The sequence below is a fragment of the Crocosphaera sp. genome (genome assembly GCF_030064895.1).
Lineage (GTDB): Bacteria > Cyanobacteriota > Cyanobacteriia > Cyanobacteriales > Microcystaceae > Crocosphaera.
In genome coordinates, this window is sequence record NZ_JASJEB010000085.1 from 24,350 (window position 1) to 37,157 (window position 12,808).

Annotated in this window: 12 protein-coding genes, 1 tRNA gene and 2 pseudogenes; 4 read left to right on the forward strand and 11 right to left on the reverse strand. The window is 37.4% G+C overall.

The features are described from left to right. Positions 1 to 8: 8 nt before the first annotated feature. Positions 9 to 81: transfer RNA gene (locus QNJ66_RS17490), tRNA-Arg, on the reverse strand. Between the two features lie 247 nt (positions 82 to 328). On the opposite strand from QNJ66_RS17490, the gene QNJ66_RS17495 reads away from it, so the two are divergent. Then, on the forward strand, positions 329 to 1,300 hold the full coding sequence (locus QNJ66_RS17495) for a ribose-phosphate pyrophosphokinase (protein WP_300509201.1): 972 nt from the start codon (positions 329 to 331) through the stop codon (positions 1,298 to 1,300). A 314-nt stretch (positions 1,301 to 1,614) separates the two neighbouring features. Further along, a complete protein-coding gene (locus QNJ66_RS17500; protein ID WP_300509178.1) occupies positions 1,615 to 2,679 on the forward strand; it encodes an NAD-dependent epimerase/dehydratase family protein in 1,065 nt (354 codons plus the stop codon). 369 nt (positions 2,680 to 3,048) lie between these two features. Here the strand turns inward: QNJ66_RS17500 and QNJ66_RS17505 are convergent, their stop codons facing one another. The 4 genes from QNJ66_RS17505 to QNJ66_RS17520 form a co-directional block, all read right to left on the reverse strand. Next, positions 3,049 to 3,909 (reverse strand): NifU family protein, encoded by an 861-nt coding sequence (locus tag QNJ66_RS17505; protein ID WP_300509181.1) that lies wholly within the window; start codon positions 3,907 to 3,909, stop codon positions 3,049 to 3,051. A gap of 245 nt (positions 3,910 to 4,154) precedes the next feature. Then, positions 4,155 to 4,379, reverse strand: coding sequence for a hypothetical protein (locus QNJ66_RS17510; RefSeq protein WP_300509183.1), 225 nt, complete (start codon positions 4,377 to 4,379; stop codon positions 4,155 to 4,157). A 12-nt stretch (positions 4,380 to 4,391) separates the two neighbouring features. Continuing rightward, positions 4,392 to 4,661: a hypothetical protein gene (locus QNJ66_RS17515; RefSeq protein WP_300509185.1), complete on the reverse strand. Its 270-nt coding sequence runs from the start codon at positions 4,659 to 4,661 to the stop codon at positions 4,392 to 4,394. Between the two features lie 61 nt (positions 4,662 to 4,722). Continuing rightward, entirely contained in the window at positions 4,723 to 5,700 is a 978-nt protein-coding gene (locus tag QNJ66_RS17520; protein ID WP_300509187.1) for a hypothetical protein, read from the reverse strand. Between the two features lie 612 nt (positions 5,701 to 6,312). Here QNJ66_RS17520 and QNJ66_RS17525 point away from each other — a divergent pair. Continuing rightward, positions 6,313 to 7,362: a Rieske 2Fe-2S domain-containing protein gene (locus QNJ66_RS17525; protein ID WP_300509189.1), complete on the forward strand. Its 1,050-nt coding sequence runs from the start codon at positions 6,313 to 6,315 to the stop codon at positions 7,360 to 7,362. A gap of 142 nt (positions 7,363 to 7,504) precedes the next feature. Then, complete coding sequence (argC, locus tag QNJ66_RS17530) at positions 7,505 to 8,563, forward strand: N-acetyl-gamma-glutamyl-phosphate reductase (RefSeq protein ID WP_300509191.1); 1,059 nt, start codon at positions 7,505 to 7,507, stop codon at positions 8,561 to 8,563. 91 nt (positions 8,564 to 8,654) lie between these two features. Here argC and QNJ66_RS17535 read toward each other — a convergent pair whose 3' ends face one another. From QNJ66_RS17535 to QNJ66_RS17560, 6 genes and pseudogenes are all read right to left on the reverse strand, one after another. Further along, positions 8,655 to 9,143 carry a crossover junction endodeoxyribonuclease RuvC gene (locus QNJ66_RS17535; RefSeq protein WP_300509193.1) on the reverse strand — a complete coding sequence of 163 codons (489 nt, stop codon included), beginning with the start codon at positions 9,141 to 9,143 and terminating at the stop codon, positions 8,655 to 8,657. A 16-nt stretch (positions 9,144 to 9,159) separates the two neighbouring features. Further along, positions 9,160 to 9,711: an NUDIX hydrolase gene (locus tag QNJ66_RS17540; RefSeq protein ID WP_300509195.1), complete on the reverse strand. Its 552-nt coding sequence runs from the start codon at positions 9,709 to 9,711 to the stop codon at positions 9,160 to 9,162. Positions 9,712 to 9,770: 59 nt separating this feature from the next. Then, a pseudogene (locus QNJ66_RS17545) lies at positions 9,771 to 10,130 on the reverse strand (Fe2+-dependent dioxygenase); the annotation flags it as partial. A gap of 78 nt (positions 10,131 to 10,208) precedes the next feature. Continuing rightward, positions 10,209 to 11,825, reverse strand: coding sequence for an IS200/IS605 family accessory protein TnpB-related protein (locus QNJ66_RS17550; protein WP_300509197.1), 1,617 nt, complete (start codon positions 11,823 to 11,825; stop codon positions 10,209 to 10,211). A gap of 3 nt (positions 11,826 to 11,828) precedes the next feature. After that, entirely contained in the window at positions 11,829 to 12,434 is a 606-nt protein-coding gene (locus tag QNJ66_RS17555) for an IS607 family transposase (protein WP_300509199.1), read from the reverse strand. Positions 12,435 to 12,510: 76 nt separating this feature from the next. Beyond that, a pseudogene (locus QNJ66_RS17560) lies at positions 12,511 to 12,690 on the reverse strand (PKHD-type hydroxylase); the annotation flags it as partial. Between the last annotated feature and the right edge of the window lie 118 nt (positions 12,691 to 12,808).

Genomic DNA, 12,808 nt, shown 5'->3' on the forward strand with positions numbered 1-12,808 from the left:
AAAGCGGACGAACACGGAGGGATTTGAACCCCCGACACCCAGGACCGGAACCTGGTGCTCTATCCACTGAGCTACGTGTCCATACATACCCTCTTACAATAACACGATTTTTTAGAGAATAGTTAATAATTAAGTTTTAGTTAAGAATATGCTGATTATTACGTATTTTCTCGGAAAGCCTAAATTTCTCTGTAATTTCGCTGCTTTGATCTGAATGCCGGTATGATTAAAATAGTGATAAATCTGATCAGACAATCAAAAAACCTGAGATGATGGAATTCTATGAGTTAAGGGTCAAGAGTCTGCTGTGAGTCATACTCCTATATTAATGCCAAATCTGTCGGTGTCTTCATTGTCAGATAATAACCGTCTCAGTCTGTTTTCTGGATCTTCTAATATTCTTTTAGCCCAAGAAGTCGCCCGTTATTTAGGGATGGACATCGGTCCGATGATTCATAAGCGGTTTGCTGATGGTGAACTATATATCCAAATTCAAGAATCAATACGAGGGTGTGATGTTTATTTAATACAACCTTGTTGTAATCCGGTCAACGACCATTTTATGGAATTATTGATCATGATTGATGCTTGTCGTCGGGCATCAGCTAGGCAAATTACCGCGGTAATCCCTTATTATGGTTATGCCAGGGCAGATCGTAAAACCGCTGGCCGTGAATCTATTACTGCTAAATTAGTGGCCAATTTAATAGTTGAAGCCGGTGCTAATCGGGTTTTGGCTATGGATTTACATTCAGCACAAATACAAGGTTATTTTGATATTCCTTTTGACCATATTTATAGTACACCAGTTTTATTAGATTATTTTGCCACCAAGGATCTTTCTGATATCGTCATTGTTTCCCCTGATGTAGGTGGGGTGGCCAGAGCAAGGGCCTTTGCGAAAAAGTTAGATGATGCACCCTTAGCCATTATTGATAAACGTCGTCAGTCCCATAATGTAGCGGAAGTGATGAATGTCATTGGGGATGTTAAGGGCAAAACAGCCGTATTAGTAGACGATATGATTGATACAGCGGGAACCATCACCGAAGGGGCTAAATTGCTCCGTGAAGAGGGTGCAAGACAGGTTTATGCCTGTGCTACCCATGCAGTGTTTTCTGGCCCTGCCATTGAGCGTTTATCCAGTGGAGTATTAGAGGAAGTAATTGTTACCAATACCATTCCTGTGCCAGAAGAAGCTCATTTTCCCCAGTTAACAGTTTTGTCTGTTGCCAATCTTTTAGGTGAGGCAATTTGGCGTATTCATGAGGATACTTCCGTTAGTAGTATGTTTCGGTGAACTACCCCAACTAAGCTACGCTATAGTTGGGGCTTCCAAGCCGAAACCGAGAAGTACAACTACAGCACTCAGGACGGTTTTATTCGTCTTCGAGGCTTCCCACTTCATAGGGAGGTGCTTTCTATATATCGCGCCTACGAACTCCGAACTCCTAAAACTAGAAAACTGTGTGCCTCACAAGTATGGGAACTGCTATAGTATTTTTAGGTGGGGACTTATGCGTGACATTTTTGTTAATTATTGTTATTTTGGCGGAAGTCAACTATACTTCTAACCAATTGTTATTTGTTATTCAAATTTTATCTTAATTAACAATGAAAATCGTTCTAGTAACTGGGTCAGCCGGACTGATTGGTTCTGAATCAGTCAAGTTTTTCTGTAATAAAGGCTATACAGTGGTAGGTATTGATAATGATATGCGTCGTGTCTTTTTTGGAGAAGATGCTTCGACTGAATGGAACCGCATTCGTTTGACTGAAGAGTACGGCGATCGCTATATCCATTATAGTGCTGATATTCGTGACAAAGATGCGATCGCAGAAATTTTTAAAACTTACAGCACTGATATTGAGTTAATTATTCATACAGCAGCGCAACCTTCCCATGACTGGGCAGCGAAAGATCCCCACATGGATTTTACTGTCAATGCCAATGGAACCTTAGTATTATTAGAACATACCCGTCAAATTTGTCCAGAAGCAGTCTTTATTTTCTGTTCCACCAATAAAGTCTATGGAGACACCCCCAATTATTTACCCCTAATAGAACAAGAATTTCGTTGGGAAATAGATGCTAATCATGGCTACTATCAAGGCATTGATGAATCCATGAGTATTGATCAATGTAAACATTCCTTGTTTGGTGCTTCTAAAGTAGCGGCCGATGTTTTAGTTCAGGAATATGGGCGTTATTTTGACATGAAAACTGCATCTTTTCGTGGTGGATGTTTAACAGGGCCTAGTCATTCCGGAACGAAGCTGCATGGCTTTTTATCCTACCTGATGAAATGCACCATGACGGGGGATAAATATCAAGTTTTTGGCTATAAAGGTAAACAAGTTCGGGATAATATTCATAGTTTTGATTTAGTTAATGCTTTTTATCACTTTTATCAAAATCCCAGAGTAGCAGAAGTTTATAACATTGGAGGTAGTCGTCATAGTAATTGTTCCATGTTAGAAGCGATCCAACATTGTGAAGCCATTAGTGAGAAAACACTAGATTGGGAGTACGTTGAGACTAATCGGATTGGAGATCATATCTGGTGGATTAGTGACGTAGAAAAATTCAAGAATCATTATCCTAATTGGCAATTCACTTATAGTGTGATCGATATTCTCAAAGAAATTTATCAAGATAATGTAGAAAGATGGAGTTAAATTCATGAACTTGAATTTCATCACAAATTAAAGTTTGAATAGCTCAAAAAATTAAGTTGGATAATTTTGAGTAACTGAAGTAAGAACTATGCTGAAGCAACCGGTAAAAAGAAAAATATTAAAATTCCTTTTAGGGGGAAGCCTAGCGGCTTTAATAAATATCATAATGATGATAATATTGATTAAAAATTTAGGTTTTAACTCTCCTATTTTACATAATATAGCTAATATTATCTCCATTGAAATTTCTTTGGTTACAAGTTTTTTTATTTATCGTCTCTTAGTAACGAAAACCAAGGTTTTGTTTTTGGTCGCTTGGTATTTCCTCTCTGGATATTTGCATTTTTTCTTATATACTTAATTCCCATCTTACGCCAATTTTACTAACACTTTGTCTCCACTGCGTTTCACAGGATAAGCTTCGAGAAACATTCCTGGAGAGGTGAGACATTCTCCTGTTTCTAAATCATACTTAAACCCATGATGTAAACAGGTTAAAATACCATTTTCTACTTCTCCTGTATCCAATGGCATTGCTAAGTGCATACAACTGTTACGATAACCTTTGATTATGTTATCTTTTCTCACTAAAATTAACTTTAACCCTTCAATTTCTAAGGGTAAGATACCTCCATTGGGAATCTCATCTACTCTCGCCAAAGCAACCCAACCCACCTCTTGCGAAGTAGCAAAAGGACTATCAATTTTTTCCCCTGTATAAGTGACCGTATGATTGACAGAAACAACCTTGGTAATTTCAGGACAATAGGTTTTTATCGCTTGTTCTATACCTTGTTTCATAGTTAAAGTTGAAGCAGGACAATTACTACAAGTTCCCACTAATTTAACTTCTACAGTGTCAGGTAATTTGATAGCGATTAATTCTACATCCCCGTGATGGCTTTTTAACCCTGGTCTGACGGTTTCTAAAGCTTGTTCAATCCTTTGTTTTAGGGAAGGTGTAGGGGGTTTAATTAACTCATGATAGCGCAGAACTCCGTAAACTAATTCGTCTTCTACTGCTTCCTGTAAAGCAGGGAAGGCTTCTTTTTTAAGAGTTTTAATCAGACGGGTTAAAGCTTCTTTGTGTAAGCTTTCAATAGCTTCTTTTAATCTTTCGACGACAACTTGTTGATTTTTATCCCATTGATTAACTATTTGTTCATAACGACTAATTTCCCCAATTAGTTCTTCTAAATTTTGTGTTTTTTCAGTTGTTGATTGTACCATTTTATAGTGTAATTATTAAATTATGGTGAGTGTCCTAAGAAGATTTTTCATAAACTCCAAATCACAGAAGTAGGGTGGGCAAACTTGGAAAAAAATATGATGTAATCAAGCAAATTATTTTTTTTGCCCACCTGAAACTCATTAGTTCGTTATAGCATTACAAATCATGGTTAGGACATTACTGAGATTCCTAGTTACCTCGGAATGATAATTATCCATTGTCCATTATTTTTGTCTTACTATATTTACTGCATTTTCAAATCTTTGAGTAAAAATGGCATCATTATTCCTGTTACTAGACTAGAAACGGTAATCACAAAAGCGAGATTTAATCCCATTTCACCCAGACCAACTAATAATAAAGAACCAATCAAAACCCCTAAAGTTACTTGACGATAAAAATAAACCGGGTTACGGAATAATTTACCTTTAAAAAATAACTTTGCTGAGTACCAAGCTAAATCTAACATAATCAAAAACTCCTAAACAAACTTGAGAACAACTAAACCAATTGTAGCTACAGGAAGGACTCCTGTTGGTCCCAATAAACTGCCCAAAATAGCTGCTAGCTCATACCCTAAATCTTTTCCGGCTAAAAGAATGCCACCTATCGCCCCGGCAATCATAGAAACAAAACCAGCAAACAATAACCAGAAAATTCCCGTAATGAGAGTAATTTCTCCCGTGACTACATTAGTAAAAAAATCCTGAATACTTGGATTATTGGCAACGTATGCGATCAAATCATTCATAGATACAAGTCTCCTAATATTAACTAGAGTACAAACTTTATGATCTCAATATTATGTAGAGTTATTGAGATAATGCTGCTATTTCTCGGTCGATATCTTGCAACATTTCTGTGACAATATCCACCCGTTCCCATTGTCCATAGTCCCCGAATATTTGTTTCGCTTCTTGATAGTAACCTTGGGACTTTTTTAAATTATTGGGGTTTCCTGCTTCTGGGTGTTCAATATCATCCGGTAAGTTAAACAAAACATTCGCCTTATTAGCAATAGTATTGGCGTATTCGATGGGGGTATCTTTACGAGTTCTTACCTTCAACGCCTCATCATAAGCTGCTAATGCTTTCAAATTATTATCAATGGGATGGGAGGTATTAAGATACTGTAAAGCGTTGGCTAAATTGTTTTGTAGCATTGCATATTCACTGGGATGATCGATCAATGTCACCCATTTCAACGCTGATTCAAAAGACTGTACTGCCATCCCCTGACGCATTTTTTCTTGATCAGAACTTAACGGTAAAGACAGATAGGCGATCGCAATATTATTCTGTAAAATGGCAAATTCTTGAGGATAACTTTCACCCGTGAATACTTTAGCTGCTTCTTGATAAGCTTGGATAGTATCTTGCATGGTAGCCTGTCCGAAGTTAACCAAGCCTTGCAACACCACCCCTAAGTTCATCTGCGTTTCTGCAACTTCTTCCGGGGAAGCGTGTTCTTCTAAGATAGGTAAAGAATTTTCGTAGGCGGTTTTGGCCTCTAAGAGTAATTCCGACCCTTCACTGGGAATAGTCCTTAAAGCCGTCCCCATTCCCGATAAACATCTCGCTTTTAACAAAGGCAGATCAGGGTTAGCTAATTCTAAACCTCTGCGGTATAGGAAAATAGAATCTTCTAGTTGTTGGCTATTTTTTGGCTTCTTTTGCAACCCAGCAGCCATTTCTATCAACATTTCCACTTTTTCCGTAATGGTAGCTGTTTCAGACTCGATCGCAGCTAAGGCAGCCTTTACATTGGCATCACTAATAGTCGGTGTCACGGTATTAAATATAATAGATAAGTGTTCACAAAAATAGGTAACAAACCTTTCTATATTGGTTCATTAATTAGAGAGTTTTCCCCTTATTAGCCATAGTATTTACCATCCTGTACAAGCAGGATACTTGTGTCACAGTTTTTCTATGGTTATCTGTCATACTTAACTCTATTTAAGCAATAGGTTCAGAGCTTGTTGATATTTCTTGCTTTTTTCTTAAGATTATTGTCAGAAAACTTGGTTTTAAGTCCGTTGATCGGCACAAAATATCTAGCCATTGCGTCTATGGGTTAGAAAGGAATTTTTTGCTAAGTCTTCATGTTCAATCTTTGATTTAGACGGGGCCCGGCAAAAAGCAGGACTTGTGTTATCTTACAAGGGACAGGGATACTTATAAGGTACGGTCAAGAATTTTATTCCGAGACACGACCTCTTGCCCGACCTGCAATTATCTATATCGATTTATTGCTTTCACTGAGGCATTAGTAAGGGAAGGTCTTACTTTTCGGTGCGGACACCACCTTTCTCAGTAGCACCTTGTAATCGGTGAAAAAGAATCCCCAACTATAGTCTAAAATTTAGTTGGCGGAGTGTTCAAAGAAGGGAGAATGCGCCTTGACCACCCTATTGCGTAACTGTTGGTATGTTGCCTTACCTGGAAAAGACCTCAAACCAGGCAAAATGGTGCATAGAAAAATGCTTGGGGAACCTATCCTCATAGGACGACGTGAAGACGGGCAAGTGTTCGCCATGCGTGATATTTGTCCCCACCGAGGCATCCCTCTAAAGTATGGATGGATGGAGGAGAATGATGTTTGTTGTTGTTATCATGGTTGGAGATTTAGCACCGAAGATGGTAGCTGTCAGGAAATTCCATCTCTAACAGAACACGATAACTTGGATATCAGTCGTATAAGAATACCTACTTATGTTTGTCGAGAAGTACAAGGACATATTTGGGTGTATTTTGCAGAAGATAGCAAAAAAGAGGTTGATCCAGCCGATATACCTCCTGTTCCTACCATTCCGGACTTCGGTAAAATTGCCCCAGGGGTTTCAGAAACAATTCATTTCGCCTGTCATATTGACCATGCTATCATTGGGCTGATGGATCCGGCTCACGGTCCCTATGTTCATAGTTCCTGGTGGTGGCGTAGTGGCCCTCGTAAATTTCGTGTCAAAGAAAAACAATACGAACCAGTTTCCCAAGGGTTTCGTCTTGTTCCTTATGAGATGCCTGTGAGTGCGCGGCCTTACAAAATTTTAGGAGATAAGGTTTCGATTGAAATCGTCTTTGAATTACCCAGTGTCAGGACAGAAATATTAAGAGGCGATCGCTATTCTGCTTGTTTATTAACGACGATCACCCCCATCGATGAAACGGAATGTATTGCTTTTCAGAGTATTTATTGGACAATTCCTTGGATGGGGCTATTTAAACCCTTATTAAGTCTCTTAACCCGTAAATTCTTGGCACAGGATCGAGATGTGGTCATCCAACAACAAGAAGGTTTGGCTTATGATCCCTCTCTGATGTTAATTGATGATGCCGATACTCAGGCTAAATGGTATTTTCGCATTAAACAGGAATACCAAAAAGCAATAGCGGAAAATCGACCCTTTAAAAATCCCGTGGAACCAAAAATCTTGCGTTGGAGAAGTTAATAACCTCAGTGGAGACTCGGGAAACTCAAGAGACGAGGTGATCGCTGAACTTCACAAAAGCTTTTGATTCCAAGTCTTGTTTTAAGATTACAATTCGGTCAGTTCCGATATTATTGAGAAGTTAGATTAGGAATTGATAAATATGGGTGAGTTAGAAAAAATATCAGTGGGAATTATTGGTGCTTCGGGATACGGCGGAGTCCAATTAGTTAGACTCTTACAAGAGCATCCCTTAGTAGAAATTGTCTATTTAGGGGGTAAAGGAAGTGCTGGTCAAGCCTACGCTGAACTATATCCCCATTTGGGTCATGCAGTGGATCTAACCATTGAAACCATTGATGTCGAGGCGATCGCTTCCCGTTGTCAGGTGGTATTTTTAGGACTACCGAATGGCCTTGCTTGCGATCTTGCTCCCCCATTGATAGAAAAAGGCTGTAAAGTATTAGACTTATCGGCTGATTATCGCTTCAAGAATTTAGAAACCTATAGTAGTTGGTACAATAAAGATCGTGAGGACTTAGAAACAGCTAAAAAAGCAGTTTATGGACTTCCAGAACTATACAGAAATGAAATTAAATCTGCTTCTTTGATCGGCTGTCCAGGGTGTTATCCTACTGCTAGTTTAATGGCCTTATCTCCTTTACTCAAACAAGGGTTGATCTTGCCTGAAACCACCATTATTGATGCTAAGTCAGGAACTTCCGGGGGAGGGAGACAAGCCAAAACCCATCTCTTACTCGCAGAAGCTGAAGGCTCATTTGGGGCTTACGGAGTAGCAAAACACCGTCATACACCAGAAATTGAGCAAATTTCTTCTGATTTAGCCGGTCATGAAGTAAGAGTACAGTTTACTCCCCATTTACTGCCAATGGTTCGGGGAATTTTAGCGACAGTTTATGCCACCCTCAGAGATCCCGGACTTGTCAGAGAGGATTTATTGACCATTTACAGTGCTTTTTATCGTTCCTCTCCTTTCGTCAAAATTTTGTCTAACGGGGTTTATCCGCAAACAAAATGGGCTTGTGGAACAAATTTATGTTACTTGGGTATAGAAACCGATCCCCGAACCGATCGCGTGATTGTGCTTTCTGCTATTGATAACTTGATCAAAGGGCAGGCCGGGCAAGCAGTACAATGTCTTAATATTATGATGGGATGGGAAGAGACTTTAGGGTTACCTCAACTAAGTTTTTATCCCTAAAAATAGCTAAAATCAAAACCCATGCTAAAAATATTAGTCATCAACCAAAACACGGCCAATTTTAGGGACGACGCTGCAGGTGTATAGAAAATTAGATATTGTTTCTTAAACCACATAATCCTGCATAAGCAATAGCGATCGCATCTACACTATCATCGATGGGTAATTCCTCTAAATTAAACAAGGTTGAAATCATTTCAGCGACTTCTTTTTTCTTAGCTTTTCCATCTCCTAAATGACATTTCCAACTAGCTTGATGAAGAAAAATAGGCTCAATTTTTGCCTCTCTATAACAAACTAAATTAATCACCCCTAATGCTTGCATCACACCTCCTGCTGCTTTAATTGTACGGTTAAAAAAGGGCATTTCTATGGCAATACCTTGGGGTTTAAATTCTGTTAGTAATTCTTTTAAATCTGCTTCTATTTCTATGAGTCTTTGAGAAGTAGATAACTTTTTATTAGTTTCAATGGTTCCATAATCAATAATAATAGGGAGTTCTTGATCATTTTCTTGTAACATTGCCCAGCCGACTATTGCCAGTCCTGGATCAATTCCTAACCAATTTTTTTGAGACATTTTACCTTATAACTGTTTACTTTTTACTGATAAATTCTAACCCCATAAAAATCGTAGCAATAGTACCAGCAACACAAATTTCTCCAGACATTATTTTATTAACAACCTGAGCAACAGGAACTAAAAAAACTTCAATTTCTTCTGTAATATCTAACTCTATTTTACCTGTTTTCTCTACATTTAAACCTAAAAAAATATGAATTTTATTATCATCTTTAACAGGATTATCATAAATAGTGTTCATAAATATTAATTGTTGAGCAATATAGCCCGTTTCTTCCTCTAGTTCTCGCTTAGCTGCCGTCAAACTATCTTCTTTTTCAGGGTCAAAAGTTCCTGCGGGTAACTCCAATAAAATCTCTTGAACACCATGACGATATTGACGAACAAAAACAATTTCGTTGTTAGGAGTAATGGGTAAAATTAAAGCAATTTCAGGACGAACATTAACAAAATAATCATCAATAATCGTACCATCAGATAATTGTACTTGATCTTGTCTTACCCGACACCATTGGTTATCAACAATAAAATCAGACTTAAGAATTTTCCAGTTTTGAAGGGTCATATTTCCTTTTAGTAATAGTTATGCAAAAAATTAGTAAACCCACACTTACTCTCAGCAACTCATTCAGCCCACTGACGTAACAGATTAGCATGATTTTTGGCTAATAAATCAAATTCTACAGACTTACCTTCTTTAGCAAAGATAGAACGACGTACTGTGTCAATATCAAACAAAATTTCCCTTTTACTGCTATCTCGGATTAAACTTTGAATCCATCCTACAACCACTAATCTTGTTCCTGTTTTCACCCTTGCTACTCGATGCAAAAAGGTAGAAGGATAGAAAATAATTGAGCCTGCCTGTAGTTTATACGATAAATTCGCCTCTGGTTTTTCAATGACCAATTCTCCCCCCTCATAACTTTCAGGAGAACTCAAGAATAAGGTAAAAGAGACATCCGAGCGAAAAAACTGTTTACCGTTCCTATAAACTTACTCAAAGTTGATCATTTGAATAAGCGCAGACCGAACAGCCTTGTCTGCTAAGGTCAGGGAATCTCACCCTGAAGAAAAAGTGCCAATGGGCTTGCTAGTCACCCCCGTCTGTTTTAAGACAGACTTCGATGATAGCGTGACCTTTTCTATGCTGTTAGCATCCCTATTCGAGAAAAAGCGATGTCTGGGTATGCCCTGACACTTTTTCTGGTATTTTCGCCATAAACTCCAAACGTGCTTACTATCATCCACTGGTTCAAGTAAGGCGGACTTGGCTGACGAAGGTAATCTTTCTGATAGTCTCAAAGCACGACGGGCTAAAACTAAGCCAGAAGCCATTGAACTATCAAGTCCATACATAGACATAAATTTGCTAATACCAATCAAACTTGAATAAGCAGGATTGAGACAAATTAATTCAATACCAATTCTTTGACAACGACTGGCTAAAATTTGATGGAATTTACTATAAGCAAAATTAGATAACATTCTCGCATATTTACGCCCTTTTTCCCCCAAAGCTGCTTTCTTTTTTTGAAAGTCTAATTTTTCTATTACCAGAGGACATTGATATTTCATGGCTAAGTCGACTAAGACTTTACATACATCCCCAAGTGTCGCAGTAGTTTGTTCATTTCTTCTATCGGCTAAGTTAAAAGAAATTTGACCTTTATCTCGTAAATTTCCTTCTCTATCAATAAAAGCCCATCCCACTAAATTAGGGTTAAAATCGACTCCAATGGCTCCATTTTTTCGATGTGATTGGTAAGGAATCTTTATCTGATTAGTGGTACAAAATATATACCATTTATCTTTTTTATAAACAAAACGATAACTTAATGCTTGCTGATTATCTAATGCCCAATCAATAGTTTTTTGTCCATAAGTAAATTTAACACTTTCAATCACTATTTTAGAAGTTCCTCTCATAACTTTATAGTTAGGATGAGTTTTATATTTATCGATAAGACTTGGAGGAATAGTAATAGCTAAAACTCCAGAACTTAACTGACAGTTTTGACATCCTGCTGTTTCATCTTTACTTCCTACATAACTAAATTCATGGTGACGGCGACTTTTCCAATCTTGTAACCATTCTTCATGGCAACTATAACCATTAGCTTCTAGATTAAATTGAGCATTCCATAGTTTTCGAGAACCAAATATAAGTTTTGGTTTATGAGTTTTGAGATAATTTAATTTAGTTCCTAAGCGATGAAGTTTTCGCTTTTTATGATGTAGTTTAGCTAAACTGTTTGCCCTTGGTGTTTTCTTGTTATGTTCTAGAGAACAAGCAGGATAATCTTTTCTTTTAGCAGAAGCTGTTTTTGAAGCGAACAATGGCTCTAACTTAACTCGATAAGTTAAATTTTTAAGACTTTTCTTTATGTGTTTAATCTTTTCTGTAACTTCTGTTATTTGTAATTGATAGCATTCTTGACGAGATTTTATTTTTCCTTGCAGAAATATTCTAATTGAATTAAATTGACGAGCATTAATTCCATAAATTAGTTGATATTCTTTCTTTAGTTCTTTTAAAGATTTTCCTTGTTTTAAAGATTGATGTTGTTCTAAATCTCGATAAAGTTGCCTTTCAATGGTACTAAATAATTTAGCAACATCAGCTAAGAAGCTAGATATTTCTGAAGGAGCTATAGTTGAGTAAGTTACGCTCTGCATATTTTATATCTCCTGAGCAATGTCTCTTAATTGTTCGACCATTTTTTTATTCTTGTGACTTCTTGACCCATATAATCTAGCAGAAAAGACAGTTATTATTTCTAAAACATCCTGCGCTAAATCTTCCTCATAACTTGACTCTTCTGTCCTGTTAATAATAACCACTTCTGTGCCAAAATGCTCACACAAGCTAAAAATTAATTCACTGCCAAATCTTAATAATCTATCTTTTTGAGTTAAGACTAAACGCTCTACTTTGTTATCTACAATTAAACGAATTAATTTTTGTAATCCCCGCTTATTATAATTCATACCACTCCCTAAATCTTTGATAATTTCATATTGCCATCCTTGTTGAGCGCAGAATAATTCTAATACCTCAATTTGTCTTTCTAGGTCTTTTTTCTGGTCATGAGAACTTGTCCTTGCATAGCCAATGGTATAAGAAAGTTCTTTGTCGATTCCTAAAAGTTGACATAGTTCATACCGCCGATGACCATTAGCCGTTCTTTGAGGAATTAACTTTCCTTCGGCTTCCCATCGTCTGAGGGTGCTTGTACTAACCCCTTTGAGTTTAGCTGCTTCAGAAATTGATAATAACTTACTCATATTTCTATGATAGCTTATCTTATGAGTAATATTGAGTAGCTTTAGTTAAGTTTTGTGTAGCAGTCCCCAAACCCTTCATCAAAGCGTTGTCTGTATGGCTACCGTAGTTCATATCTGGTTCATAGCGACTAAACCGTAGGGAGTGAATATGTTTAGGCTGAATGGCCAGTTTGAATAATAAGTTACGCTGTAGGGCGTTAATAACTAAATCTTGTAGGGGTTTTACCTCTGGAGAAGTTCTATCCAGTTGGCTATTACTGACATCTTGCACCTTCAAATAAAATCCTAGTTTTGTTAGAGGCAGGAGTTGAAAGGCAGGAGGCAGAAGGAGTAATAGCTAGATATAATCTTAAATAGCCAATTATGAGCAATTT